Origin of the sequence: Cryptosporangium arvum DSM 44712, assembly GCF_000585375.1 — a bacterium.
GTDB classification, from domain to species: domain Bacteria; phylum Actinomycetota; class Actinomycetes; order Mycobacteriales; family Cryptosporangiaceae; genus Cryptosporangium; species Cryptosporangium arvum.
The window spans coordinates 8,477,366-8,503,902 of sequence record NZ_KK073874.1; the positions used below are offsets into that span (position 1 = coordinate 8,477,366).

Annotated in this window: 20 protein-coding genes and 1 pseudogene; 8 read left to right on the forward strand and 13 right to left on the reverse strand. The window is 69.3% G+C overall.

The features are described from left to right. Positions 1 to 86: 86 nt before the first annotated feature. From CRYAR_RS49290 to CRYAR_RS38735, 7 genes are all read right to left on the reverse strand, one after another. Complete coding sequence (locus tag CRYAR_RS49290; protein WP_211247851.1) at positions 87 to 1,127, reverse strand: DUF4272 domain-containing protein; 1,041 nt, start codon at positions 1,125 to 1,127, stop codon at positions 87 to 89. A 34-nt stretch (positions 1,128 to 1,161) separates the two neighbouring features. Next, positions 1,162 to 2,445, reverse strand: coding sequence for a thymidine phosphorylase (locus CRYAR_RS38710; protein WP_035858255.1), 1,284 nt, complete (start codon positions 2,443 to 2,445; stop codon positions 1,162 to 1,164). 93 nt (positions 2,446 to 2,538) lie between these two features. After that, a complete protein-coding gene (locus CRYAR_RS38715) occupies positions 2,539 to 2,931 on the reverse strand; it encodes a cytidine deaminase (protein WP_035858257.1) in 393 nt (130 codons plus the stop codon). Then, complete coding sequence (locus tag CRYAR_RS38720) at positions 2,928 to 4,388, reverse strand: ABC transporter permease (RefSeq protein ID WP_051571523.1); 1,461 nt, start codon at positions 4,386 to 4,388, stop codon at positions 2,928 to 2,930. The genes CRYAR_RS38715 and CRYAR_RS38720 overlap by 4 nt, the downstream gene beginning before the upstream one ends. Beyond that, entirely contained in the window at positions 4,385 to 5,788 is a 1,404-nt protein-coding gene (locus CRYAR_RS38725) for an ABC transporter permease (protein ID WP_063725825.1), read from the reverse strand. Before CRYAR_RS38725 ends, CRYAR_RS38720 begins: the two co-directional genes overlap by 4 nt. Beyond that, the gene (locus tag CRYAR_RS38730; RefSeq protein WP_035858259.1) at positions 5,785 to 7,308 is read right to left on the reverse strand and encodes an ABC transporter ATP-binding protein; all 1,524 of its coding nucleotides are present in this window, start codon (positions 7,306 to 7,308) and stop codon (positions 5,785 to 5,787) included. The genes CRYAR_RS38725 and CRYAR_RS38730 overlap by 4 nt, the downstream gene beginning before the upstream one ends. A gap of 91 nt (positions 7,309 to 7,399) precedes the next feature. Beyond that, entirely contained in the window at positions 7,400 to 8,449 is a 1,050-nt protein-coding gene (locus CRYAR_RS38735) for a BMP family lipoprotein (protein ID WP_211247853.1), read from the reverse strand. Between the two features lie 464 nt (positions 8,450 to 8,913). Here CRYAR_RS38735 and sdhC point away from each other — a divergent pair, with 464 nt between their 5' ends. From sdhC to CRYAR_RS38755, 4 genes are read left to right on the forward strand one after another with little or no spacing between them, the layout of a single operon-like run. Then, a complete protein-coding gene (gene sdhC, locus CRYAR_RS38740; protein WP_035858262.1) occupies positions 8,914 to 9,324 on the forward strand; it encodes a succinate dehydrogenase, cytochrome b556 subunit in 411 nt (136 codons plus the stop codon). A gap of 3 nt (positions 9,325 to 9,327) precedes the next feature. Continuing rightward, positions 9,328 to 9,729, forward strand: a complete 402-nt coding sequence (locus CRYAR_RS38745; RefSeq protein ID WP_035858264.1) for a succinate dehydrogenase hydrophobic membrane anchor subunit — start codon at positions 9,328 to 9,330, stop codon at positions 9,727 to 9,729. A 13-nt stretch (positions 9,730 to 9,742) separates the two neighbouring features. Beyond that, a complete protein-coding gene (sdhA, locus tag CRYAR_RS38750) occupies positions 9,743 to 11,485 on the forward strand; it encodes a succinate dehydrogenase flavoprotein subunit (RefSeq protein ID WP_035858266.1) in 1,743 nt (580 codons plus the stop codon). After that, positions 11,485 to 12,273: a succinate dehydrogenase iron-sulfur subunit gene (locus CRYAR_RS38755; RefSeq protein ID WP_084701522.1), complete on the forward strand. Its 789-nt coding sequence runs from the start codon at positions 11,485 to 11,487 to the stop codon at positions 12,271 to 12,273. Before sdhA ends, CRYAR_RS38755 begins: the two co-directional genes overlap by 1 nt. Before the next feature lie 9 nt (positions 12,274 to 12,282). On the opposite strand, the gene CRYAR_RS46470 is transcribed toward CRYAR_RS38755, so the two are convergent. Beyond that, on the reverse strand, positions 12,283 to 12,540 hold the full coding sequence (locus CRYAR_RS46470) for an SCO4848 family membrane protein (RefSeq protein WP_084701524.1): 258 nt from the start codon (positions 12,538 to 12,540) through the stop codon (positions 12,283 to 12,285). Positions 12,541 to 12,633: 93 nt separating this feature from the next. On the opposite strand from CRYAR_RS46470, the gene CRYAR_RS38760 reads away from it, so the two are divergent. Further along, entirely contained in the window at positions 12,634 to 13,593 is a 960-nt protein-coding gene (locus tag CRYAR_RS38760) for a hypothetical protein (RefSeq protein ID WP_035858267.1), read from the forward strand. Between the two features lie 49 nt (positions 13,594 to 13,642). Continuing rightward, positions 13,643 to 15,070, forward strand: a complete 1,428-nt coding sequence (locus CRYAR_RS51100; protein WP_084701526.1) for a serine hydrolase — start codon at positions 13,643 to 13,645, stop codon at positions 15,068 to 15,070. Positions 15,071 to 15,152: 82 nt separating this feature from the next. Here CRYAR_RS51100 and CRYAR_RS49980 read toward each other — a convergent pair. The 3 genes and pseudogenes from CRYAR_RS49980 to trpS all read right to left on the reverse strand — a co-directional run. Further along, positions 15,153 to 16,004 (reverse strand): annotated as a pseudogene (locus tag CRYAR_RS49980) (YihY/virulence factor BrkB family protein); the annotation flags it as partial. 20 nt (positions 16,005 to 16,024) lie between these two features. Then, positions 16,025 to 16,540: a 2'-5' RNA ligase family protein gene (locus CRYAR_RS38775; RefSeq protein ID WP_035858271.1), complete on the reverse strand. Its 516-nt coding sequence runs from the start codon at positions 16,538 to 16,540 to the stop codon at positions 16,025 to 16,027. Then, positions 16,537 to 17,550, reverse strand: coding sequence for a tryptophan--tRNA ligase (trpS, locus tag CRYAR_RS38780; RefSeq protein ID WP_035858273.1), 1,014 nt, complete (start codon positions 17,548 to 17,550; stop codon positions 16,537 to 16,539). The genes CRYAR_RS38775 and trpS overlap by 4 nt, the downstream gene beginning before the upstream one ends. A gap of 91 nt (positions 17,551 to 17,641) precedes the next feature. On the opposite strand from trpS, the gene galE reads away from it, so the two are divergent. Together galE and CRYAR_RS38790 are read left to right on the forward strand one after the other, a co-directional pair. Further along, a complete protein-coding gene (galE, locus tag CRYAR_RS38785) occupies positions 17,642 to 18,616 on the forward strand; it encodes a UDP-glucose 4-epimerase GalE (protein WP_035858275.1) in 975 nt (324 codons plus the stop codon). Positions 18,617 to 18,859: 243 nt separating this feature from the next. Further along, positions 18,860 to 19,945, forward strand: coding sequence for a glycoside hydrolase family 6 protein (locus tag CRYAR_RS38790; RefSeq protein WP_051571542.1), 1,086 nt, complete (start codon positions 18,860 to 18,862; stop codon positions 19,943 to 19,945). 1,619 nt (positions 19,946 to 21,564) lie between these two features. Here the strand turns inward: CRYAR_RS38790 and glxA are convergent. Both glxA and CRYAR_RS38805 read right to left on the reverse strand, forming a co-directional pair. Continuing rightward, positions 21,565 to 23,499, reverse strand: coding sequence for a radical copper oxidase GlxA (glxA, locus tag CRYAR_RS38800; RefSeq protein ID WP_035858280.1), 1,935 nt, complete (start codon positions 23,497 to 23,499; stop codon positions 21,565 to 21,567). Further along, entirely contained in the window at positions 23,496 to 25,979 is a 2,484-nt protein-coding gene (locus tag CRYAR_RS38805; protein ID WP_211247856.1) for a glycosyltransferase family 2 protein, read from the reverse strand. The genes glxA and CRYAR_RS38805 overlap by 4 nt, the downstream gene beginning before the upstream one ends. Positions 25,980 to 26,537 lie beyond the last annotated feature (558 nt).

Consider the following 26,537-nt stretch of genomic DNA (forward strand, 5'->3'; position numbering starts at 1 on the left):
CCGTCAACTTCCGGCACGGAGGTCCCGGGAGCATCCCGCGCCGCTTTGCCACTCTAGAGAGGCATGGTCACGCTTCGGAGGGTTTTTCAACTGGCGAGATCAACCTCATCCCAGCGCGGCGGGCCCTGATGGTACGGCCCGCGGAAGGTGACCGCCCATTCCAGAGCCCAGCGTCGCTGGCCGATCACGTACGGTAGCGTCACCCCGGGTGGTGGCTCGTCGTTCATCAACGCTTGGACGTGACCCCAGTCGAGGCAGTAGTGGAGGTCGAGCAGCGCCGCCACCTCCGCGGCCGGGCGCGGGTGCACGCCGGCCCGCTGCTGCCAGTCCGCGAACGGCTCGCCGGAGCCGAGGTCGGGCAGCCAGGCGGCGAGGCCTTCGCCGCAGTAGCGGCCCGGGTCGAGGTCCTCGCCCACTCCGAGCACCCACGCGAACGCCCAGAGCGCCTCGACGTGCAGCCCGTACAGGTCGCCGGAGCCCTTGCGCTCGGACAGGAACGCCCACTCCGGCTCGGTGACGGCGTCGACCAGGCCGTTGCGCTCCAGCCAGCCGCAGGTGAGCTCGGACGGGGCACCGAAGACGCCGGCGAGCACCGCGTTGAGCACGGCGCACCGGCCGAGGATCTCCACCGTCGGGCGTAGCGCGACCGCGTCGCCGGGCTCCCAGACCAGCGGATAGCCGTCCGGTGGTGGCGGGAAGCCGAGCTCTTCCAGGTCGGCCAGCGTGCCGTTGCGGATCATCACCGGGTCGGGCGCCGGGGTCTCCTCGCCCGGTGCGGGCTCGTCCGGCTCGGCCCCGGCCCGCCGCCCCGCCCGCGACGGCCCGCCGCCACCGTCGGCACGCAACGGCGCCGCGACCGGCGGAGCGGTACGCACACCGGCCGAAGCCGTGCCGCTAGAGCCCTTCCCGGCCGGAGCCGCAGCAGCCGGAGCACCCGCGGCCGAAGCACCCGGAGCACCCGCGGCCGAAGCGCCCACGGCCGAGGCACCAGTGGCCGGAGCCGCGGTGGCCGGGGCCGGGGCCGCGGTGGCCGGAGCGCTCGGGGTTTTGCCGCGGCGAGGCGCGGCGCTCGGGGCCAGATCGGGTGGGGTCACCACCCCGGCCTCCGGGTCGGGATCGTTCGCCATGGTCACCCCCGTCCGGGGCGGCACGGGGGCACGATCAGCCGCCGATCCGGCCGAGTACGAGCGGTCCGCCGGTCACGGCCGAACCGGCCGGACCCACGACGACGCCGCCGGAGAGCGCGTCGAGCGCGGACGGAACGCGGTCGGCGTCCTCGGTGCGCAGTTCGAGGATCGGGTCGCCCGCGGCGACCGGGTCACCTTCCCGGCGGTGCAGCAGGATGCCCGCCGACGCCGAGACCGCGTCCTCCTTGCGCGCGCGCCCGGCCCCCAGCCGCCAGGCCGCGACACCGATCGCGAACGCGTCCAGCCGCGTGACGACACCGGACTGCTCGGCCCGCACGACCTCGGTGACCGGCGCGGCCGGCAGCGGCGCGGACGGATCGCCGCCCTGGGCGCTGATCATCGCGCGCCACGTGTCCATCGCCTTCCCGGACGCGAGCACATCGGCCGGATCGACGTCCAGCCCCGCCGCCGACACCATCTCGCGGGCCAGCGCGATCGTCAGCTCGACGACGTCGGCCGGGCCTCCACCGGCCAGCACCGCGACGCTCTCCTCGACCTCCACGGCGTTCCCGACCGCGTAGCCGAGCGGCGTGTCCATCGCGGTGAGCAGCGCGACGGTGCGCACGCCCCGGTCGGTGCCGATCGCGACCATGGTCTCGGCCAGCTCCCGGGCCTGCGCTTCGGTCTTCATGAAGGCACCGGTACCCACCTTGACGTCGAGTACGAGCGCCGACGCCCCTTCGGCGAGTTTCTTGCTCATGATCGACGAGGCGATCAGCGGGATCGACTCCACCGTGCCGGTGACGTCACGCAGCGCGTACAGCTTCCGGTCGGCCGGCGCGAGCGTGTCGTTGGCGGCGCAGACGACGGCGCCGACGCTCTCGAGCTGGGCCAGGTACTCGGCGGTGGTGAGACGGGCGCGCCAGCCGGGGATCGACTCGAGCTTGTCGAGCGTGCCGCCGGTGTGGCCGAGCCCGCGCCCGGACAGCTGCGGCACGGCGGCACCGCACGCGGCCACCAGCGGAGCCAGCGGGAGCGTGATCTTGTCACCGACGCCGCCGGTGGAGTGCTTGTCGACGGTGGGGCGCGGGACGGCGCTCAGGTCCATCTGCTCGCCGCTGTCGATCATCGCCGCGGTCCAGCGGGTGATCTCCCGCCGCTCCATCCCCCGCAGCAGGATCGCCATCGCGAGCGCCGCCATCTGTTCCTCGGCGACCCGGCCGTGGGTGTAGGCGTCGACCACCCAGTCGATCTGGGCATCGGTGAGGGCAGCACCGTCTCGCTTCGCCCGGATCACATCGACTGCCGTGAAGTGCACGCCTACCTCCTGCTCAAGACCCGGCCCACGATCGTACGCGTGAGTTGTCGCCCGATTTCCGCCCAGGAGCGTCGCGCCACATCTGCACAGCGTTTACCGGGTGACGAGATCCTCCGGCCCGAACGCGTCCGGCAGGACCTCACGCATCGGCTTGACGCCCGACACCGTGTCCAGCAGGCAATCGGGGCCGCCGAATTCCCAGAGCAGCTGCCGGCACCGCCCGCAGGGCATCAACCGGTTCCCGGACCGGTCGACGCACGCCACCGCGACCAGGCGGCCCCCACCGGAGGCCGCCAGCGCCGACACCATGCCGCACTCGGCGCAGAGCCCGAGGCCGTAGGACGCGTTCTCGACGTTGCACCCGACGACGATCCGCCCGTCGTCGACGAGCCCGGCGACGCCCACCGGGAACTTGGAGTACGGCGCGTACGCCTTCTCCATCGCGGCGGTGGCCGCCGCCCGGAGCGCGTCCCAGTCCGGCGTCATCCTTCACCTCGGCGATAGGGCAGGCCGTCGGCCGCGGGCATCCGCAATCGCTGGGTGGCGAACGCGAGCACCAGCAGCGTGGCGATGTTGGGGGTGACGCCGACGAACTGATTCGGCACTTCGAACCCGGTGAGCGTCAGGACGCCGAGCACCACCGCGGCCGGGAGGTAGAGCGTCAGCGGACCGGCTTCCGCGCGCCGGCCCAGCCGTGCGCCGAGGAACCCGATCGCGCCCGCGACCAGCAGGCCGAGCGTCACGATGCCGGTGGTGCCCCAGCCGTCGGCGGCCGAGACGCCGAGCGCGACGAACCCGGCGAACACGCCGACCGCCACGAGCCAGACCCCGCTCGGGGCCAGCCGGCGCACGAACCCGCTCGGCCCGTCGGTCTGGTAGATCCGCCACATCTGGCGCACGGCCAGGAAGATGAGCGCGACCGCGGCGAACGCGAGCAGCGCAGGCACCGACGAGTTGTCGGAGCGCAGGCGCAGTGCGTCGGTGTAGCCGAAGAGCAGCGCACCGGCGAACGTGCCGCCGGGCGTCCAGTTGCCGAAGATCATCGCGGCGAGGCCGATGAAGCCGCGGCCACCGGTCTGGCCCTCGAGGTACGTGCCGCTGGAGACCGTGACCAGATAGACGCCGCCGAGGCCGGCGAACGCACCCGAGATCACGACCGCCAGGAACTTCGTCCGGTAGACGTTGACGCCGAGCGTCTCGGCCGCGGTGGGGTTCTCACCGCAGGAGCGCAGACGCAGGCCGAAGCTGGTGCGCCACAGGATGAGCCAGCTCAGCGGAACCAGCGCGATCGCGAGCACGGTGAGGGGTGAGAGTCCGACGAACACGCCCCGCAGGATGCCCGCGAGGTCCGACAGAATCACCCAGTGCTTGGCCTCGAGATCGCCGAGCGGACCGTCGATGCCGGGGATCGACCAGGTGCCCATGTCGGGGATCGGCGGGGACTGCCGCTCGCTGGCGGACTCCTTGCCCTCGAAGAACACCTTGCCGAGCACACCGCCGACGCCGAGCGCGAGGATGTTGATCGCGACACCGGAGACGATCTGGTCGACCGCGAACACGACGGTGGCGATCGCGTGCAGCGCGCCGACGACCGCACCGGCGATCAGGCCGGCCAGCACGCCGGTCCAGGGGCCCCACTGGTAACCGGCCCAGGCGCCGAACAGCGTGCCGACGATGAGCATGCCCTCGAGGCCGATGTTCGTGACGCCGGCCCGCTCGGTCCAGACACCACCCAGTCCGGCCAGGCCGATCGGCACGGCGAGCTGAAGGGCCGCCCGGATCGCGCCGGCGGACGTGAGGTCGTCGGCGCCGAGCAGCGCGCGGACCACGAAGAACGCGACGAGCACGGCGGCCAGGACGTAGTACAGCCGCACCCGGCTCACCCGGGACGTCCGCCCCGGTTCGGCGGGCGCCGGAGCGGTCCCCGCATCGATCAGGCTCATCGCTCCCCCTCCCGCTGGTCACGGTCGTCGCCGGCACCGTCCGGGCGCCCACCGGCGTCCGGCGGTGCGCTCCCGGAGTCCGCGGCGCCCGGCGGCTCCGCACCGCCCGCGGTGCCCGGCTGGTCCGCACCGCCCGCGGTGGTTCGCGGATCGGCGTCGGCATCGTTCTTCGACGTGGTCGCGCCGACCGCGGCGGGAACCGGCGCGGTCTCCGCGGACAGGTCGTGGCCGGAGGCCAGTTCGCGGGCGACCTGGCGCGCTTCCTGCGCCTTGGTCCAGCGGTTGACGACCACGTACGCGATGACGACGCAGAACACGATGAGCGCCTGGACGATGTACGCGACCTTGTCCGACGTGTCGTTCGGCGGGTCCAGGATCGCCAGCGAACGGGTCGTGACGTCGACCCAGCCCCAGAGCAGCGCGGCCAGCGCCATCCCGATCGGGTTGTTGCGTCCGAGCAGCGCCACCGCGATACCGGTGAACCCGATCCCGCTCGGGAAGTTCAACGAGTAGTTGTGCCCGCGGCCTTCGAGCAGCTCCGGCATGCCGATCAGGCCGGCCACCGCGCCCGAGAGCAGCATGCTGATCAGGATCATCTTCTTGGTGCTCACACCGCTGGCCACCGCCGCCGTCGGCGACTTCCCGCTGGCCCGCAGGTCGAACCCGAACCGGGTGCGGTCGACGAGCACCGCGTACAGGATGCCCAGCAGCACCGCGACGAGCAGGAACCCGTAGACCTCCTTGGAGGCCGGCAGCTTCGGGCTCTTCACGGTGTCGGTGTCGAGGATCCCGGAGCTGCTCAGCGCCTCGATGATCGGCCGGGCGATCGGGTCGAGCGAGGGGAACCAGCCCGACTCCGGGATCGGCTTGGTGCTGACCTCGTTGCCGCTGTCCGACAGCACCCCGAGGATGCCGTCACGCAGCAGGAACGCGATCACCGCGGTGGCGATCGCGTTCAGCATGATCGTGGAGAGCACCTCGCTGACGCCCCGGGTCACCTTGAGGATCGCCGCGATCCCGGCCCAGGCCGCGCCGACCGCCATGCCGACGATCAGGATCAGGCCGATGTGCAACGGCCCCGGCAGCGCGACCGCCCCGCCGACCGCGGCCGCGAGGAACGCCGCCAGCCGGTACTGACCGTCGACGCCGATGTTGAACAGGTTCATCCGGAACCCGATCGCGACCGCGAGCGCCGCGATGTAGAGGAACGTCGCCCGGTTGACGATGTCGACGATGTTCGCGGGCCGCTTGCCCGACTGCACCATCGCGTCAAGGACGACGCCCGGCTCCTTGCCGAGCGCCAGCAACAGCACGGTGACCAGCAGCGAGGCGAGCACCAGCGCGAGCACCGGCGCGGCGAGCATCAGGCCGACGCGCCGCAGCCGCAACGCGAGAGTCATGCTGCTTCTCCCGCGCCGGTCATCGCGGCACCGAGTTCCTCGGGGGTCACGTTGTGGGGGTCGACCTGGGCCACGATGCGGCCGCGGAGGATCACGTAGAGGGTGTCGGACATACCGATCAGTTCGTCGAGGTCGGCCGAGATCAGGAGCGTGGCGAGGCCGGCCGCGCGGGCCCGGCGCAACTCGTCCCAGATCGCGGCCTGGGCGCCGACGTCGACGCCTCGGGTGGGGTGGGCCGCGATCAGGGCGAGCGGTTGATGGCTCATCTCCCGGCCGATGATCAGCTTCTGCTGGTTGCCGCCGGAGAGCGAGGACGCGGTGACGTCGACGCTGGGGGTGCGGACGTCGTACTCGCGGACGATGCGCTCGGTGTCCTCGCGGGCGCCCTTGCGGTTGATGAACGCGCCCCGGACGTTCGGCGCCTGCGTCTGGTGGCCGAGGATCCGGTTCTCCCAGAGCGGCGCGTCGAGCAGCAGCCCGTGGCGGTGCCGGTCCTCCGGGATGTAGCCGATACCGGCCTCGCGGCGCCGGCGGGTGCCCCAGTCGCTGATGTCCTGCTCACCGAGCCGCACGCGGCCGGTGGACTCGCGCATGCCCATGATCGCCTCGACCAGCTCGGCCTGCCCGTTGCCCTCGACGCCGGCCAGGCCGACGACCTCGCCGGCGTGCAGCGCGAGGTCGACACCGTCGACGACCGGCCGACCGGCGGCGGTGAGCACGGTCAGCTGCGAGACGCCGAGCACGACCCGGTCGGTGACCGTCGACCCGCGCAGCTCCGGCTCGGGCAGCTCGCTGCCGACCATGAGCTGGGCCAGGTCGCGGGCGGTGACGTCGGTCGGGAGGACGGTGCGGACGGTGGTGCCGCGCCGGATGACCGTGATCCGGTCGGCGACCGCGCGCACCTCGTCGAGCTTGTGGGAGATGAACAGCACCGTCAGACCCTCGGCCTTGAGCTCGCGCAGGTTGCCGAACAGCTCGTCGACCTCCTGCGGCACGAGCACGGCGGTCGGCTCGTCGAGGATGAGGATCCGGGCACCGCGGTAGAGGACCTTGAGGATCTCGACCCGCTGCCGGTCGCCGACCCCGAGTTCCTCGACCAGCGCGTCCGGGTCGACGTCCAGGTGGTAGGCCGAGGCGAGCTCTTTCACCTTCGTGCGGGCGCGCCGCCGGTCGAGCAGACCGAACCGGGTGGGCTCGCTGCCGAGCACGATGTTCTCGAGCACGGTGAGGTTGTCGGCCAGCATGAAGTGCTGGTGCACCATGCCGACGCCGGCCTTGATCGCGTCCGACGGGGAGGAGAATCCGATTGGTTGTCCGTCTATCCGGATCTCGCCCTCGTCGGGTTTGTGCAGGCCGTACAGGGTCTTCATCAGCGTCGACTTGCCGGCGCCGTTCTCCCCGACGATCGCGTGCACCTCACCGCGGTTGGCCGAGAGGTTGACGTCGGAGTTGGCGACGACGCCGGGAAAGCGCTTGGTGATGCCACGCAATTCGACGGCGGGGGCGGGCGTCTCGGAGATGGCCGTCTCCTGTTCTGGGTCGTGCGGGGTTGCCGAAACATGACCCGGCCGGTCTCACCCCCGCGTGGGGGTGAGACCGGCCGGGAGGAGATCACAGCTTGTCAGGCACCGTGATCGTGCCGGCGATGATGTCGGCCTTGAACTTGTCGATCTGCGTCGCGTACGTCTTGAACTGCTCGTTGTTGATGACGTACCCGACGCCGTTCTCCTTGAGACCCAGCACCGTGTTACCGGACTTGAACTTGTCGTCCTCGACCGACTTGATGAAGTCGTACACGGCGGTGTCGACGCCCTTGAGCGCGGAACCGATGATGTACGGCTTCACCGCGGCGTCGGCGCTCTGGAACTGGTCGGAGTCGGTACCGATGGCCCACTTCTTGCCGGCCGCGGCCGCCTCGAAGACACCGTTGTTCGAGAGACCGGCGGCGGCGTAGATGACGTCGGCGCCCCGCTCGTAGAGACCGGTGGCGGCCACCTTGCCCTTGTCGGGCGCGGCGAAGCCACTGAAGTCCGGCGGCTGCGAGATGTAGGTCGACAGCACCTTGATGCCCGGCTTGGCGGCCGTGGCACCGGCCTTGAAGCCCGCCTCGAACTTCTGGATCAGCGGGTTGTTCACGCCACCGACGAAGCCGACGGTGCCGGTCTTGCTGCCCAGCGCGGCGAGCGCGCCGACGAGGTAGGCGGCCTCGTTCTCCTTGAACGTGTACGAGGACACGTTGTCGGCGGTGACGCTGCTGTCGTCGATGATCTGGAACTTCACGTCCGGGTAGTCCGGCGCGACGGTCTTCAGGGCGTTCGCGTACGCGAAGCCGACGGCGACGATCGAGTTGTAGCCGGCGTCGGCGAGCTCCTTGAGCCGCGCCTCCTTGTCGGCGTCGACCTCGTCGGCCTTGGCCGCGAGCTCCTTGTTCTCGAGCTTGAACTCCTTGGCGGCCTTGTCGAAGCCCGCCGCGGCGGCGTCGTTGAAGGACTTGTCGCCCCGCCCGCCGATGTCGTAAGCGAGCCCGATCTTCAGCGTCTGGGCGGACGCGGACGAGTCGGAGCTCGCCGAGTCACCGTCGTCGCTCCCGCCGCAGGCGGTGAGCGCCATCGCCAAGACCGCGGCCATCGCCGCGAATTTCATCCCACGCGGGTAGCGCAAGACAGTCTCCTTCCCCTGTGCACAGGCCCCGGTCTGCATCCGTAGGTGCAGAACAGAGGGAGCGTAGGCGCAGGTAGACGTGGATTGAAGTGGAGCGGGCAGTCGTCACCGGAACGTGACTGAACTGGGATCACCGCAGCGGGACCTTAACGGGCGTTACGTAACCGCTCGATGAAACATGTGTTGCGTCAGCGTCACCCGAGAATTAGTCGGCAAGAATTGCCGTTTAAAACGGTCTATTCTGGTAGTTTTGACACTGGCTTTCTGTATCGTTCCGGGACCCGGATCCCATGTGAGAGTGGCCACTCACCAGGTCGGACACATCACACCCTCATGGGGGTGTCCGGATCCTGGGAATAGCATGCGAAGACGCGGGGATGTCTGCTTCCTGACAGTCCCGTCAACCGGAAACAGCCAGCACGCTGCTTCCGGACCCCACCTGTCACCACGGAGGCGTGTGTCGGATGCCCAGCGCCGCACCCACCGCCCGCCGCCTTCCGGCGGGCACGCTCTACCGGGGTCGTGAGGGGATGTGGTCGTGGGTTGCCCACCGGGTGACCGGCGTCCTGATCTTCTTCTTCCTCTTCGTCCACGTACTCGACACCGCGTTGATCCGGGTGTCGCCCGACGCTTACAACGACGTCATCGCGTCGTACAAGCACCCGATCATGAGCGTGATGGAACTCGGCCTGACGGCCGCGATCGCGTTCCACGCCCTGAACGGGATCCGGATCGTGCTTGTCGACTTCTGGTCGAAGGGCACCAAGTACCAGGCTGTGATGCTTCGAGTGATCGTCGTGCTGTGGGTGGCCCTCATGGTTCCCAGCGCGTACTACCTGCTCAAGCACGCGTTCCTCGAAGTGTTCGGGAGCTGAGCGATGGTCACCATTGAGGCCCCCCGGTCTCCGCGGCGCCGCGCCGCGAACCGCACGAACTTCGAGATGTACGCCTGGGTGTTCATGCGCCTCTCGGGCCTGCTGCTCGTCGTGCTGGTCTTCACGCACCTGTTCGTGAACGCGTTCATCGACGGCGGTGTGCAGCGGATCAGCTTCGCGTTCGTGGCCGGCAAGTACGCCAGCCCGTTCTGGCAGGTGTTCGACCTCGCGCTGCTCTGGCTCGCGCAGCTGCACGGCACCAACGGTCTGCGCGTGATCATCAACGACTACGCGGAGCGCGACGGCACCCGGTTCTGGCTGAAGATGCTGCTCTACGTGACGACGACGCTGATCATCGCGCTCGGCACGCTCGTCATCTTCACCTTCGACCCGAACCTCAGCTGACCAGGAGACCGAGATGCAGTTCCACCGGTACGACACGGTCATCGTCGGGGCGGGCGGTGCCGGTATGCGGGCCGCCCTCGAAGCCGGCCAGCGATGCCGGACCGCCGTGCTGACCAAGCTCTACCCCACCCGCTCCCACACCGGCGCGGCGCAGGGCGGCATGTGCGCCGCGCTGGCCAACGTCGAAGAGGACAACTGGGAGTGGCACACCTTCGACACGATCAAGGGCGGCGACTACCTGGTCGACCAGGACGCCGCCGAGATCATGGCGAAGGAAGCGATCGACGCGGTCCTCGACCTGGAGAAGATGGGGCTGCCGTTCAACCGCACCCCCGAGGGCCGGATCGACCAGCGCCGCTTCGGCGGGCACACCCGTAACCACGGCGAGGCCGCGGTGCGCCGGGCCTGCTACGCGGCCGACCGCACCGGCCACATGATCCTGCAGACGCTCTACCAGCAGTGCGTCAAGCACGGCATCGAGTTCTACAACGAGTTCTACGTACTCGACGTCGTCATGACCGAGACGCCCGAGGGCCCGGTCTGCACCGGCGCGGTCGCGTACGAGCTCGCCACCGGCGAGATCCACGTCTTCCACGCCAAGGCGGTCGTCTTCGCCACCGGCGGCTTCGGCAAGGTCTTCAAGACGACGTCGAACGCGCACACGCTCACCGGCGACGGCATGGGCATCGTCTGGCGCAAGGGCCTCCCGCTGGAGGACATGGAGTTCTACCAGTTCCACCCGACCGGCCTGGCCGGCCTGGGCATCCTGCTCACCGAGGGCGCGCGGGCCGAGGGCGGCATCCTGCGCAACGACGCCGGCGAGCGGTTCATGGAGCGCTACGCGCCGACGATCAAGGACCTCGCGCCGCGTGACATCGTCGCCCGCGCGATGGCCACCGAGGTGCGCGAAGGTCGCGGCGCCGGTCCGCACAAGGACTACGTCTACCTGGACCTCACGCACCTGCCGCCGGAGCAGCTCGACGCGAAGCTCCCCGACATCACCGAGTTCGCCCGCACCTACCTGGGTGTCGAGCCCTACACCGACCCGGTGCCGGTGTACCCGACCGCGCACTACGCGATGGGCGGCATCCCGACCAACATCCACGGCGAGGCGCTGCGCGACTCCGAGCACGTCATCCCCGGTCTCTACGCCGCCGGCGAGGTCGCATGCGTGTCGGTGCACGGCGCGAACCGGCTCGGCACGAACTCGCTGCTCGACATCAACGTGTTCGGCCGCCGCGCGGGTATCTCGGCCGCCGAGTACGCGTTGGCGCACGAGCACGTCGAGATGCCGGGGTCGCCGGAGACCGTCGTGGTGGAGCTGGTCGAAGGCCTGCGTAAGTCCACCGGTGACGAGCGGGTCGCCGACATCCGCCGCGAGCTGCAGAACACGATGGACCTCAACGCGGCCGTGTACCGCACCGAGGGCTCGCTGAAGCAGGCGCTCGACGACATCGCCGGGCTCAAGGAGCGCTACGCCCGGATCTCGATCATGGACAAGGGCCAGCGGTACAACTCCGACCTGCTGGAGGCGGTCGAGCTGGGCTTCCTGCTCGACCTGGCCGAGGTGCTCGTCTACTGCGCCGAGGCCCGCAAGGAGTCGCGCGGCGGCCACTCCCGTGAGGACTACACCACGCGGGACGACGAGAACTACATGAAGCACACGATGGCGTACCGGCAGCCGAACGGCGACATCAAGCTCGGCACGAAGCCCGTCGTCGTCACCCGCTACCAGCCGATGGAGCGCAAGTACTGATGGCTTCCACGATGGAGATCACCCGCGAAGCGACCGACGAGGAACTGGTCGAGAAGACCGCCTCGGGCACGGTCATCCGCACCGTCAACCTCAAGATCCGGCGGTACAACCCGGAGACCGACACCGAGCCGCACTGGGAGACCTACGAGGTTCCGGTCACCCCGGGCGACCGGCTGCTCAACTCGCTCGGTCACGTCAAGGGGTACCTGGACGGCACGCTGACCTACCGCCGGTCGTGCGCGCACGGCATCTGCGGTTCGGACGCGATGCGCATCAACGGCGTCAACCGGCTCGCGTGCAAGGTGCTGCTCAAGGACCTGCTGACGCGCGACGGCGAGGAGGTCACGATCGAGCCCATCAAGGGGCTGGCGGTCCTCAAGGACCTGATCGTCGACATGGAGCCGTTCTTCGCCGCGTACCGCGCGGTGCAGCCGTTCCTCATCTCCTACGGCAACGAGCCCACCAAGGAGCGCCTGCAGTCGGCGGAGGACCGGGCCCGGTTCGACGACACGACCAAGTGCATCCTGTGCGCGGCGTGCACGAGCTCGTGCCCGGTGTTCTGGAACGACGGCCAGTACTTCGGGCCGGCGGCGATCGTCAACGCGCACCGCTTCATCTTCGACTCGCGGGACGAGGGGGCGGAGGAGCGGCTGGAGATCCTCAACGACGCCGAGGGCGTCTGGCGCTGCCGGACGACGTTCAACTGCACCGACGCGTGCCCCCGCGGCATCGAGGTCACCAAGGCGATCCAGGAAGTCAAGCGCGCCCTGCTGTTCCGCCGTGTCTGACGTCCCGCCCTAACGCGACAGCCCCGCCTCGTCCAGGCGGGGCTTTCGCGTTTTCCGCAGGCCCTTGACGCCCAGCACGGCGATGACGGTGCCGATGACGAGCGCCGTCACTATGAGTACGGCGTGGACGATGAGGAACGACGTCGGCGCGCCGTCGTTCCAAGCCCGCGGATCATCCCAAATCGCTTTGGCGAAGCGCGGCCAGATAAGCCAGTTCCACCCACCGGCTACCAAAAGGAATGCCGCCCAGCGACGAGTTAGGACCACGCCGTTTAGTATGCACGGCTACTCTGGGTTTGCCCCGTGGCCGGATGAGGTACGGCCCGGGAGGTACCCGAAGTCGACCCGGAGGCGCCAACCGTGTCCGAGCCACTGCCGGGTGATGTCGTGCCCTCCGATCCGGAGGAGGTCCACACCGAGGCTGAACTCGAGGCGTTAGCCGAGATCATGCCCTCGCTCGAGGACACTCTGGAACCGACAGCGGACGCATCGTCCTGGCCCCGCGAGATCCTCGATCCGGAGGAACCGTTCTCCGGGCAGATCTCTCCACCCACTATCCAAGCCGCCCGTCCGGGCGCGGCCACCGCCACGGTGGTGAGAGCCGCAGGCATCCGCAACGGCGGCTCGGTGATCCGCCCCTCCAACGGGGCGAACGTCCGCTGGACGCCGATCGAGGCCGTGGCGGACGAGTACGACGACGTCCAGCGCCTGGCGAACCGCGGCTACCGCTGTCTCGGCGTCATCGGCAACGCCTCCCACCTACGCGGCTCCGGCGGCCACACGCCCTGGTGCTCCGAGGGCTGGAACGGGCGCGCGTGCCGCTTCGGCAAGGTGTACGCGATCGACATCACGGCCCCCAACATGTCGGGGCTCGAGCGCTGGCTGATCCCACGGCTGCGCAACGGCGCGTACAAGTGGGTCTACTACCTGAACATCAACGGGCACCAGTACACCCGTAAGGACTCGTTCCGCGGCACGTACTCGTCGTCCGACCATCATCTGCACCTGTCCGGCCTCGCCGGTCACGAGTCCGACAACTCGTCGATCATGCGGGACTGGGAGAACTTTCGGACCAGCGGAGGAGAAGACATGGCCCAGGTGCCGCAGGCGCAGTGGGATCGCGTGCGCAAGCAGCTCGACGCGATCGACGACACCGTCCACGGCGGCCGGGGTGGCGCCTACCGCGAGTCGGTGCTGCGCAAGGACCACTCCGACCAGGTCACCGAGCTCAAGGAATACGTCGACCAGCGGTTCGACGCGATCGAGAAGAAGCTCGACGCGTTACTGGAGAGCACCTCCACCACGCCACCGGTGGTCTGAGGCGTCGGCCTGCCGGGCGGCGCGCCCGGACCCGGGTAGCGTTCGCCCGGTGAAGCCGGTTCGACTCGCAGCAGCGGCGCTCGCGTTGGTGTGCTCCGTCAGCTTTCCCGGAGCGCGGCCGGCGGCCGCGGCCGACGATCCGCCCTGCCCGATCGCCAAGGCGTCCCCGCCGGTCAGCGCTCCGCCACGGCCGACGCCGCCGGAGTCGGACAACACCGAGGACCCGGTCGGCGGCGAGCGGATGGGCAGCACCGGGCTGGTGCTGCCCGACGGCGTGGCGGCCCGCCTTCCGAAGGGCCTGAACGCCCACTCATGGGTGCTGGCCGACCTCGACAGCGGCGAGGTGCTCGCGGCCTGCTCCCCGCACGCGCTGCACCAGCCGGCCAGCACGCTCAAGCTGCTCACCGCGCTCACCGCGCTCCCCCGCGTGAAGCCCGAACAGGTCGTCACGGTCACGTCGGCCGACCTGGCGTTCGAGTCCGGCAGTTCGGCGGTCGGGCTGGTCGAGGGGGGCCGGTACAAGGTGGAGACGATCCTGCTGGGGCTCATGCTCGTCTCCGGCAACGACGCCGCGAACGTGCTGGCGCGCCTGGCCGGAGGTGAGAACGGCGTCAAGGGCGGGCTGGCCGCGATGAACGAGACCGCCGAGAAGCTCGGCGCCCGGGACACCAAAGCGGTGACCCCGTCCGGGCTCGACGGGCCGGGTCAGTGGACCAGCGCGTACGACCTGGCGCTGATCGCGAAGGCCGACTTCGCCCGCGCCGACTTCCGCAGGTACACGGCGACGAAGTCGGCGCAGATCCCCGGCCAGAAACCGAACGTGCAGCCGCCGCGCACCTACGCCGGCTTCCAGATCCAGAACGACAACAAACTGCTCTACAACTACGACGGCGCGATCGGCGGCAAGACCGGGTACACCGACACCGCTCGGCACACCTACATGGGCGCGGCGAGCCGGAACGGGCGCCGCCTGGTCGTCACGATGCTCGACGGCGAGCACCGCCCGCAGCCGCTCTGGCAGCAGGCCGCCGGGCTGCTCGACTGGGGCTTCGCGCTGCCGTCGGGCACCGAGCCGGTGGGCCGCCTGGTCGCGGACGCCGACGACGCGAAGGCCACCGCGCCGGAGAAGGCCCCGGAGGCGTCCCGGACGGACGCCGTGGTCCCCGACGGCACCGCAGAGGGGCCGTCGCCGTACTTCGTGGGCGTCGGAGTGACCGGGGTCAGCCTGCTGGTGCTCGGGATCGGGTTGCTCAGGGCTCGACAGGTGCGTGCCCGGGCACGACGACGTCGGTCGGCTCGGCTACCCCATCCGGTCGGTCCCGGCGGGGCTCCCCGGACTCAGCGCCGGGAGCCGGATCGGGGTCCGTCCGGTCCACGACCGTCGAGCCGTCCGCCGCAGCGATATAACGGACCGTCGGCACGTCCGGATCGTCCCCGGCGTCCGACCGACCCCCGCCGGCAGGAGGGGCCTCGATGACGGCGACCACTTCCACGCAGTCGGCCTCCCCCGGAGACGCGTTGCGGTCGATGACCACGCCGCCGCGGGTGGCGACCGCGGTAAGCGCGGCACAGTAGAGCAGCAGCTGGGCGAACAGGTTGAGGAAGACGAGGAGACCGACGGTTCCGGCCACCACGGTGTAGGCCGGATTGGACTCCGTCGTCCTGATGTAGACCCGGCCGACGGTCTTGAGCAGCTCCAACCCCACCGCGCCGAGCAGCGCCGGGCCGATGATCCGCCGGAACGACATGCGCAGCCGGGGCAGCCCGGACAGGAACCCGACGAACGCGACGACGTTCACGACCAGCCCGGCGACGAACGCCAGGACACCCAGCGAGTTGTCACCGAGGCCGGCGCCGTCCTGACCGGCCGCACCGAGCAGCCACTCCGCGCCGCTGGAGAGCACGATCGTGACTCCGACCGAGAGCAGCAGGGCGGCACCGAGGCCGAGCAGCGCCACCAGGTCGCTCAACGTCCGCAGGAACCAGTTGCCCGGGTACTCGTTGCGCCGCCAGATGGCACGCACGGACGTGCGGATGCAGTCGACCCAGCGCCAGCCGGCGAAGAGGAACCCCACCACGCCGATGACACCGGCGGTGTTACGCGCGTCGGCGATCGCGGTGACAGGTAGCCCCGGAATGTTCTGCCGCAGGAACGACTCGACGCGCAGCGTCAGCACGGCGTCGTCGGAGAGCAGGAACCCGAGCACGGAGAACGACAGCAACAGGAGCGGGAAAACCGCCAGGAACGCGTAGTAGCTCATCGCCGCCGCGAGGCGACCGCCGTTGATCTGGTCGAACCGGACGGCGGCCCGAATCATCGTGTCGAACCACCGGAGGCGCTGCCGGGCACGGCGCACCGGCCCGACGATCCGCGCCGGTATCCCCGGGAACGCGACGAACCGATCGGCCATGCCGCGCCCCCCATCGCCCCTTACGTGGAGAAGGGGAAATCCTGCTGCGGGCGCCACCGCCCGTCGACACCGTGCTCGAACAACGTAAATCCCGATACCCGAAACCGCGCTTCGAAATGCGCGAGCTGCGCATAGACGCGGTCCAGGGTGTCGTCGTCGAGGTCGTGCGCGACGGTCACGTGCGGGTGGTACGGGTAGAGCCGTTCGCGGTCGAGCGGACCGGTGCGGATGTCCTTCTCCAGCATCTCGCACTCGCTGATACCGGTCGCGACGGCCACGAACACCACCGCGGTGATCGGGCGGAACGTCCCGCTCCCCCGCAGGTGCAGGTCGAAGGACGTGTGCCGGGTGGCCGCCACGCGCAGGTGCTCGACGGCGGCCGGCACCTCGTCGTCGGCCAGCGGGGTCGGCCCGAGCAGCGTGACGTGCGCCGGGATGAACTCGGCCATCGGGTCACCGGCGGCCCGCCGGAACTCGTCCAGCTGGCCGCCGTACGGAGCGGGGATCGACAGCGCGACGCCGATGGTGCGGGTCACGGGAGCGCCGGGAGGAATCCGATGCGGTCGTACGCGGCGGCCAGCGTCGCGCTCGCGACCTCGCGGGCCTTCCCGGCTCCGATCGCGAGCACGCGGTCTAGCTCGGCCGGGTCGTCGAGGTAGCCCTGGGTGGCCTTCTGGATCGGCGCGAGCGCGTCCGACACCACCACCGCGAGGTCCTTCTTCAGGTCGCCGTAGCCCTTGCCCTCGTAGGCGCCGGTCAGCTCGTCGATCGTGCGGCCGGAGAGCGCGGAGTAGATCGTCAGCAGGTTGCTGACGCCGGGCTTGTTCTCCGGGTCGAACACGATCTCCCGGCCGGTGTCGGTCACCGCGGAACGGATCTTCTTCGCCGTGCGGTTCGGCTCGTCGAGCAGGTCGATGATGCCGGCCGGCGACGACGCCGACTTGCTCATCTTCGCCGTCGGGTCCTGCAGGTCGTAGATCTTCGCGGTCTCCTTGACGATGAACGGCTTGGGCACCGTGAAGACCGGCCCGTACGTGTTGTTGAACCGCTGCGAGAGGTCCCGGGACAGCTCGACGTGCTGCCGCTGGTCCTCGCCCACCGGTACCGCGTCGGCCTGGTAGAGGACGATGTCGGCGACCTGCAGGATCGGGTACGTGAACAGGCCGACGCTCGACCGGTCGACGCCACCCTTCGACGACTTGTCCTTGAACTGGGTCATCCGGCTGGCCTCACCGAACCCGGTGATGCAGCTGAACACCCAGGCCAGCTGTGCGTGCTCGGGCACGTGGCTCTGCACGAACAGGGTCGACTCCTGCGGGTCGATGCCGACCGCGAGCAGCTGCGCCGCGCTCACCCGGGTGCGACGCCGGAGCGTCTCCGGGTCATGACCAGCCGTGATCGCATGCAGGTCGACGACGCAGTAGAAGCAGTCGTGGGTCTGCTGCATCGACACCCAGTTGCGCAGGGCCCCGAGATAGTTGCCGAGATGGAACGAGTCGCTGGTGGGCTGAATGCCGGACAGCACCCGGGGACGTGTCTCACCCATGGCCCGCATTCTGTCAGGGTTGACCGCCCGGATGCTCCCCAGGCTTGATCGCTACGATCTGTGACATCCGGGGCAGTGACGAGGAGCTGAAATGAAACTGCTGGTGACGGGCGGCGCGGGCTACATCGGCGGGGTGGTGGTGCGACTGCTTGTCGACGCCGGTCACGACGTCACAGTGCTCGACGACCTCTCCACCGGCCACGCCGACGTCGTTCCGGACGGGGTGACGCTGCACGAGATGTCGGTGCACGACGTCGCCTCCGTCCTGACCCCCTCGACCGGCTTCGACGGGGTGCTGCACTTCGCGGCCAAGATCGCCGCCGGAGAGTCGGTGCAGTTCCCGGAGCGGCACTACCACACGAACGTCATCGGCTCGCTCGCTCTGCTCGACGCCGTGCGCGCGGCGCGCGTCCCCCGACTGGTGTTCAGCTCGACCGCGGCGGTCTACGGCAACCCGCAGGAGGTGCCGATCACCGAGGACGCGGTGAAGGCGCCCACCAACCCGTACGGCTGGACGAAGCTCTCGGTCGACGCCGCGATCGGGGCCGAGTGCACCGCGCACGGGCTCGGAGCGATCAGCCTGCGGTACTTCAACGTGGCCGGCGCGTACCTCCCGGAGTCCGGCCCGGCCCTGGGCGAGCGGCACGACCCCGAGACCCACTTGATCCCGATCGCGCTCGACGTCGCGGCCGGCAAGCGCGAGAAGCTCCAACTCTTCGGCGACGACTACCCGACGCCCGACGGAACCTGCGTGCGCGACTACATCCATGTCGCCGACCTGGCCACCGCGCACCTGCTGGCCCTCGAAGCGATCGAGCCCTCGCGGCACAAGGTCTACAACCTGGGCAACGGCAACGGCTTCAGCAACCGGCAGGTCGTCGACGTCGTCCGCGAGGTCACCGGGCGCACGCTGCCGGTCGAGATGGCGGCGCGCCGCGCCGGTGACCCGGCCGAGCTGGTCGCCTCCAGCGCCCGGGCCGCCGCCGAGCTCGGCTGGGTGCCGCAGCGCCCTGACCTGCACTCGATCGTGTCCGACGCGTGGACGTTTTATCAGTCCCGGTCATGATGTGAACTTTTTCGTTCCCCACAAACGTGTGGGAACGGTGTGACAGCCGACAGTGTGGTCGGCGTCGCGAACGGGGAGACCGATATCCGACTGACCCGCGGCGGCCGGTAGCGAACGATGCCGTCAACGGGGTGTGCAGACCAGTTGGTTGGCACACAGAACGGCTGGCATCGGGCGTGTACGGTCAGGCGGGAGTCAATGGGACAGGGCGGGAACCTCGAAGTGGAAGACCAGGCGGCACCTGTGGCACCTCCGGTACCTCCGGCTCCCCGGCATCGCCGGCCGCAGCGGATCGGCACACCGCTGATCATCGGGCTCGCGGTCGTCGTCGCTCTCGTGGCGTGTGGTCTGACGATCATGCTCACGTCGGGCGGTTCCGACGAGGAGCCGCAGACGTCGAAGCCCACGGCCAGGATCGACCCGGACAACCCGTTGTCCGGAAAGAAGTTCTACGTCAACCCCGAGAACCCGGCGTCGCAGAACGTCGCCCAGCTCGAGGCCGACGGGAACAAGGCCGACGCGGCGCAGATCAAGAAGATCGCGTCCCGTCCGGTCGCGACCTGGCTGGCCGCGGGGCACGGCGGCACGACCGAAGAGGTGTCGGCGCTCGTCGACGCCGCGCACAAGGTCGGCCAGGAGGCGGTCATGACCGTCTACAACGTGCCACACCGTGACTGCGGACAGTACTCGTCCGGTGGCGCCTCCGACGCCGAGGACTACAAGGCCTACATCGACGAGATCGCAGCCGGCCTCAAGAGCCACGGCGGCGTGGTCATCCTCGAGCCGGACGCGATCGCGCACACCCTCGACAACTGCATCTCCGACGAGGGACAGATCGCCGAACGGTACGAGCTGCTGGCGTACGCGATCACCACGCTGAAGACCAACCCGCAGACGCACGTCTACGTGGACGCCGGGAACGCCTCCTGGATCAAGGACTTCTCCCGGATGGTCGAAGCCCTGAAGAAGGTCGGCGTCAACAAGGCCGACGGCTTCGCGCTCAACGTGTCGAACTTCGAGACGACGGACGCGAGCGTGGCGTACGGCAACAAACTGTCGGAGGCGCTCGAGGGCGAGCATTTCGTCATCGACACGAGCCGGAACGGCAACGGTCCGTACACCGATAATTCGGACGATCTGAAGTGGTGCAACCCGCCGGGGCGGGCTCTCGGTACGCCTCCGACGAGCGACACGGGGATCCCCGGGGTGGACGCGTTCCTCTGGGTGAAGCAGCCCGGGGATTCGGACGGCGCGTGCCGCGACGGAGCGCCGCAGGCGGGTCAGTGGTGGACGGAGTATGCGTTGGAGCTTGCGAAGGCTTCTTCGTAGGGCTGAGAGCGGTTTAAGGCGTACTGCGTTCAGTTTGGTGAGCCCCGGCCGGGTGGTCGGGGCTCACTGCGTTGAGGTGAATGCTGGTCGGCGGGGCGGGTCTCTGCGGATCACTGGGCGACAGTGAGTGCGGTTCGAGCGCGGGATGCAGTTCGAGCGCGGGATGCAGTTCGAGCGCGGGATGCAGTTCGAGCGCGGGATGCAGTTCGAGCGCGGGATGCGGTTCGAGCGCGGGGTGCAGTTCGCGCGGGCGGCGGGCACGGGAAACGCGGGTTCTGTGCGTAAGCGCGGGGAAGCGCAGTTTGTGTGTGGGCGTAGGGGCATCCGGTTCAGCGCGCGGACACAGGCTCGGCGCGGAGAGCGGCTCGGCGCGGGAAGCAGCACAGCGCGGGGAGCCGCTCGGCGCGGGGAGCCGCTCGGCGCGGGGAGCCGCTCGGCGCGGGGAGCCGCTCGGCGCGGGGAGCCGCTCGGCGCGAGCGTAGGTGGCGGGGCTCAGCTCGGGGCATGCATGGGCGAATGCGGGCGTGTGGGCAGCCGCGGAGCGCGATCTTCTATTCGGAGGCGGCGCGAGATGGAGCAATGTGGGCGCCCGGACGTGCAGCTTTCCGCAGCGCATGGGGCAGAGGGCTAGGAGCAAAATCGCGGGCTTACTCGCCGCCGAGGGGGAAGGCGCTCGCTCGCAAGGCTGCGATGGATCGTGCTGGGTTCGCGGCGAGCCCGGCCAGGTTCCGCTAGGTGAGCGACCGCTTCCCGACGGACACCCGAGCATCGCTCCCCAGCCGAACAGGTTGGCGGCCCATGGGCTGCAGCAGGGTGCGCGGCTCGGAACTCGCGACGCAGACACCGCGCCATACCGGGCGGGGCGCTCCAGACATGGCCCTGCAGACATGGCCCTGCAGACATGGCCCTGCAGACATGGCCCTGCAGACATGGCACTCCAGGCGCGGCACTCCACGCGCGGCACTCCACACGCGGCACTCCAGGCGTGGCGCTCCAGGCGCAGGCGTACCAAGCGTGGCGTTCCAAAGCGCAGGCGCACCAGGGGTGTTGGCGCACCACGCATGTGCACAGCAGTCGCGAAACATCATGTGTATGCGCACCAGTCGCAGGCGCATCACGCGTGTACGCACCAGTCCAGCTGGCAGCTCCCGATACGGCAGCGCGGAGCAACACCGCGTGGAGCAACACCGCGCGGAGCGGCGCGGGACGGCCTCGAAACCGAACGGCGCAGGGCGGCGTGGGACCAAGCGGCGCAGCGGCACCAGCAGCGCGGAGCGAAACCAGCGGAGCGAAACCAGCGGAGCGAAACCAGCGGAGCGAAACCAGCGGAGCGAAACCAGCGGAGCGGAGATGCGGCCGCACGGAGCCGAGCGGCCCAGAGCGTGCAGACAACGTGAGCACACGGGCGCGCGAAGCTGACCGCTGCGAAGCGAGGCCCCATCGAGCAGCACAAGACGAAACCGATTAACGCAGCTCGACGCGACGTCACACGACTTGGCGCGAACAGCGCGAAGGCACGGAATCACGGCACCAAGCCGCACCGACACCGACACCTGACCCCCTAGAAACACGAAAACGGCGGGCCACCCTCGAAAGGATGGCCCGCCGTTCTCAACCGCTTACTGCACCTGCACGAACTTCGCCTCCGACGGCGTTCCATCGGAGTTGGTCACGAACAGCATGTACCAACCCGACGGCACCAGCCCGCGCTCCTTCGGGATCGTCACGCCGATCCCGTCCGCGGTCTTGGTCAGGTCCAGCGCGATCGAGCGCTGCTCGACGTCGGTGGAGTGGGTGACCGTGCTCGGGCGCATCAGGCGCGCGGTCGCGATGTTGCCTGCGTCCGGCGTCGTGAACGAGTAGCTGCCGCCGCGCTTCACCGACTTGGGTCCGTCGGTGATCTTCGGCCGGTCGCCGTGGTACAGGTACGCCGGCGTGAAGATCTCGATCCGCTTCTCGAACGTGCCCGGGTTCTTGTCGGACTTGTCGTACAGCGGGTCGGAACCCAGCGTGATGACGCGGCCGTCGGGCAGCAGCATCGACTCGGCGTGGTAGTTCCGGCCGACGGTGGGGTCGGCCGCCTTGGTGAACTTGTTCGTGTCGGGGTGGTAGATCTGCGCGGTCAGGTGATCGCTGTTGCCCTTACCGCGGTACCCCGACGAACCGTGCCCGGTGTAGAGCGTGTCGTCCGGCAGCAGCACCGTGCCCAGGTAGCGGGTCGGCGCCGGCAGGTCCGGGCCCGGCTTGAAGGTCGGCGTGGCTTCCTTCAGGTCGATGATGTCGGTGCGTGCCGTCGACTTCGGGTCCTCACCGACGCCGCCGCCACCGAGGACCATGACCTTCTGGTCCTGCGCCGGTGCGAGCATCACCGAGGCGCTGGTCTCGTTCATCTCCGGCTCGCGGAGACCGGTGACTTCCTGGAACTTGTTGGTCTTGAGGTCCCAGATACCGGGGGTGCGGCCCTTCTCGGCGTTTCCGTAGCCGGCGTTCGAGCCCGAGTAGAACAGCTTCTCGTTCTGCATCAGGAACACCGACGGGTACGTCGGGAAGTACCGGTTGAGCTTGGGCTGGAACTCCCACTTCTTGGTGGCCTCGTTGTAGACCTCGGTCTTGCCGGTGTCGATCCGGCCGAACTGGTCGAGACCCGAGAGCGCCAGCACCTTGTTGTCAGCGGTCGGAATGAGCGTCGGGTACCACCGCGGCTCGTTCAGGTTGCCGGTCCGCTCGTACTTCTCGGTGAACGGGTTGAACTCGTAGGAGTACTCCGCGCCGGTGTACTCCTGCTTCTCCATCGTCAGCTTCTCGGCGATGCCGTACATCGTGGTCTTGTCGTCACCGGTCAGACCCTCGATGTCGAACTGGGTCAGCTTCGGGATGACCGAACCCTTGCCCTTTTCGACGGCCTCGATCCAGACCTCGACCTCGCTCGGCGTGACCGTGGTCTCGGTGTGGACGCTCACCTTCTTGGCGGGCGGAACCTTGACGTCGGTCGTGAGCTTGTACTTCACGCCGGTCTTGGACGTGACGATCGTGCCCTTGTCGAGTTCGGTGACGCCGCTGTCCGGCGACTCCTGCTTGATCTTCAGGACGCCGGCGGCGTGCGTGACCTTGTTCTCGAGCAGCTCGTACTTCTTCGTGCCGCCGGCGACCAGCAGGTTGCCGTTGGTGAGGAAGGCGTGGCCGGCGCAGAAGATGTCGGTCGGCGTCGTGATGATCTTGAAGTGGTTCGTGGCCGGGTCCCAGATCAAGGTCTTGAACGAGCCCGCCTTGAACTCGTCTTCCTTGTTGCCCGAGCCCGCGATGATCAGCACCTTGCCGGTCGGCAGCAAGGCCGCGTGGATCGCGTTGACCTTGAAGTTCGACGGCACGGGAAGCATGTCCCAGTGGCCGTACTCGGACTTGTACGACGCCCGGTTGATCTGGAACTGGTGGTACTGCTCCTGGCCGAAGGCCACCATCGGCCGGTTGACGATCGCGAGGATCGCGATCACTCCGGCAGAGGTCACGAGCGTGACGAGACGACGGCCTAACGACGGCCTTTTCCGGGGACTCATGCAGCGGTCTCCAGGTGCTGGTTGCGTGCGGACTGCGGATGGGCGGCGGCGGCCTTACGCGCCTGACGGCGACGCAGCGGGGTCTCGTAGCGCCAGATGATCACGGGCAGCAGACAGACGAAGCAGTTCAGCAACGGCCAGATCCAGAGCGGACCCCAGGCATGCCCGAGTGGGATGGAAACGAGGACCAGGGCGGCGAAGAACGCGGCCCAGGTGAGGTGGAGGCTGAACGTCCGGAAGCGGTCGGGGCTCGCCGAGTCGCCCTTGGGCGTGACGACGAAACCGCTCTTCCGGCCCAGCAGGGCACCGACGAACGACGAGACGTAGATCGGCGCCGACATCGTGGACATCAGCATGCCCACCGCACCGGACGAACCGGCGCTCTCGTGCGGGCTGACGTTGTGCCTCCGGTTCCACAGGTACAGCCCGACCTGGAGCACCGCGGCGTCCACGTAGAGCATCAGCCAGACCTGCAGCGGTACCTGCACGCCCTTCGTCCCCAGGATGACCGAGAGAGCACAGGTGGCCGCGCCGAGCATCCAGGCGACCGCGGTCAGCGGGTAGAACGACATCAGGAGCATGTAGTGCAGCATCCGACGCGGGCCGAGCTTCCAGCCGCGCTTCCAGAACGACCGCATGAGCACCTCGTCGGTGCCGCGCGACCAGCGGTGCTGCTGGGTGAAGAAGTCGGTCCAGGACGCGGGGCCCTCACCGACGGCGAGGACGTCGGGCGTGTAGACCGAACGCCACTTCTTGCCGGTCGCCGGGTTCTTCGTGGTGTGGGCGACGATGCTCGTCGCCATGTCCTCGGTGATCGAGTCCTGCAGACCGCGGATCGACAGCAGCGCGTCGATGCGGACCGCGTTGTTGGTACCGACGAGCATCGGGATACCGAGCCGGTTGCCGGCCCGCTGCAGCACCGAGTGGAACAGGTACTGCTGGGACTCGGCCCATCGGGTCACGAAGTTGTCGTAGTTGCCGTAGACCTGGGGACCGATCACGAAGCCGACGTTCGGGTCGCGGAAGTACCCGAGCATCCGCTCGCAGTAGTTCGGCAGCGGCGCGTGGTCGGGGTCGACCGAGACGAACGCGTCGTACTCGCGCGCGTGGCTGATGATCCAGGCGTTGTAGTTGCCGTGCTTGGTACGCGCCTTGTGCGGACCGTGCTTGGTGTTCCACTGCGGCACGTGACGGCGGGTGAAGTGCCGGACTCCGAGCTCGGCGCACATCGCCTTGACCTCGTCGTCGTCGCCCTCGTCGAGCAGCCAGACGTCGAACGGACCGTCGTGGCGGATGTGCTTCGCGGCGATGAGCGTGCGCCGGACGACGTCCACCGGCTCGCGGCCGGGGACGATCGTGGTGAGGAACGCGACCCGCATGCCCGAGGGCGGTGCGACCGGGATCGGGTCCCGGACGCTCAGCGTCATGATGCAGAGCGTCAGGACGTTGATCAGGCGGAACAGCTCCACCAGCGCCGTGCAGACGATCACGAAGATCGTGGCCGCGTAGAGCGCCTGGTGTCCCTCGACCTTCGGCATCTTGCCGGCGATCAACAGCCAGGCGAAGAACGTCACCTCGACGATGAGCGCGAGCATCGTCACGAGCGCGGTGCGCAGCGGGCGGCGGCGGAACAGCCGACGCATCTGCACCCGGTACTCGCCCTGCGGCGCGGCCTGGATCGGGCCGGCCAGCGTGCTGTAGCCCTCGTAGTCGTAGGTCTCGCGCGGGCCGTGGATGCGCTCGATGCCGAACTGGCCGGTCTTGTCCAGTTCGAACGCCGCGTCCAGGCCCGTCTCGGGAACCTCTTCGCGGGCGTCCGGCCGGGAGAAGACCGGGACCGTCGCACGGCCGATCGCGACCATCCGCGGGGCGGGGCCGAACGGTTCGTGGACGATGTTGAGCAGCGCCGTCTCTTCCGCGCTCGGCGCCGGCATCGGCGGAGCGTCGATGAAGATCGGGCGGATGTACTCGCCGCTGTCCTCGTAGCCGTGGCCGCCGCGGGTCGCGGGCTGCCGGTACTGGCCGTCGGGCTGCGGACGGGTGTCGTACTGCTGCGGGGGCGGACCGCTCGGCTGCTGCGGTGCCTGGGGGGCCGACTGCTGCGGCGGCGCCGACTGCGGTCGGGCCGTGCCGTAGGCGGAGGGCTGGTCGTAGCCCTGGTCGTAACCCCGCTGGTCGTAGTTCTGGTCGTAGCCGGGCTGACCCGAGTAGCCCTGGTCGGCGTCCGGCTCGGGGCGGGACACCGGGATCCGGGCCCGGCCCGACGCCTCGGGCGGTGGCCCGGTCGGGCCACCGGCCGGCGGACCGGCCCAGTCGCGGGGCTCGGGCGGAGGCGGCACGGAGGCACGGCCCGGCTGAGCCGGAACCGACGCGCGGCCACGTCCGTCGTCGTCACGGCCGGCCGGGGGCTGGACCGGGACGCTCGCGCGCCCGGACGAGCCCGGCACCGACGCCGCACCGCTGACGGGAGCACCACTCACCGAAGCGGATCCGGAGGCCGGGCCCCCGTACGACGGCGCACCGCTCACGGACGCGGAGCCGCTGACCGAGGCAGAGCCACTCACCGACGCACGACCGGACGCCTCGGGCTGCCTGCCCCCGGCGTCGTTTCGGTCATCGGCGCGATCGGAACCGCCTGCCGATCCCTCGGAATCGGCGGCCGGGCGCGCCGAGGGGACGCGCACCCGGCCAACTGCCGAGTTTTGGGCTGACGAGTCATCTTCGCTCGTCGCAGCCCGGTTCGGCGCGGTCATTGCAGCCCTCCTCCGACAGGGGCGTGCCCCTGACTGACACGGACGTGGAAATTTCCGGTGTGGTGATGGGTGACGATGGCCGACCGCTCCGTCAGCGGGCCGTAAATCTCGGATGTAACGACCACGGCGTTATTCACGCACCGTGACTCGGCAGGTCCCCTCCATGCCGTCCATCCAAGAATCGCCCTGCATTGCACGCATCTACCCTTATGTCCAACTTGCTTACCTTGACTCGGAGGCCCCTCTTCAGACTGCAAACGGTGCCTCCGAAGGACCGATCATAAG

What these genes read in the sequence shown, in the direction of transcription:
- CRYAR_RS38715 (WP_035858257.1), bottom strand. Translation starts at nt 2,931, where the DNA reads ATGACGCCGGACTGGGACGCGCTCCGGGCGGCGGCCACCGCCGCGATG.
- trpS (WP_035858273.1), bottom strand. Translation starts at nt 17,550, where the DNA reads ATGGGTGAGACACGTCCCCGGGTGCTGTCCGGCATTCAGCCCACCAGC.
- CRYAR_RS38725 (WP_063725825.1), bottom strand. Translation starts at nt 5,788, where the DNA reads ATGACTCTCGCGTTGCGGCTGCGGCGCGTCGGCCTGATGCTCGCCGCG.
- CRYAR_RS38755 (WP_084701522.1), top strand. Translation starts at nt 11,485, where the DNA reads ATGGCTTCCACGATGGAGATCACCCGCGAAGCGACCGACGAGGAACTG.
- CRYAR_RS38745 (WP_035858264.1), top strand. Translation starts at nt 9,328, where the DNA reads ATGGTCACCATTGAGGCCCCCCGGTCTCCGCGGCGCCGCGCCGCGAAC.
- CRYAR_RS49290 (WP_211247851.1), bottom strand. Translation starts at nt 1,127, where the DNA reads ATGGCGAACGATCCCGACCCGGAGGCCGGGGTGGTGACCCCACCCGAT.
- sdhA (WP_035858266.1), top strand. Translation starts at nt 9,743, where the DNA reads ATGCAGTTCCACCGGTACGACACGGTCATCGTCGGGGCGGGCGGTGCC.
- sdhC (WP_035858262.1), top strand. Translation starts at nt 8,914, where the DNA reads ATGCCCAGCGCCGCACCCACCGCCCGCCGCCTTCCGGCGGGCACGCTC.
- galE (WP_035858275.1), top strand. Translation starts at nt 17,642, where the DNA reads ATGAAACTGCTGGTGACGGGCGGCGCGGGCTACATCGGCGGGGTGGTG.
- glxA (WP_035858280.1), bottom strand. Translation starts at nt 23,499, where the DNA reads ATGAGTCCCCGGAAAAGGCCGTCGTTAGGCCGTCGTCTCGTCACGCTC.
- CRYAR_RS38720 (WP_051571523.1), bottom strand. Translation starts at nt 4,388, where the DNA reads ATGAGCCTGATCGATGCGGGGACCGCTCCGGCGCCCGCCGAACCGGGG.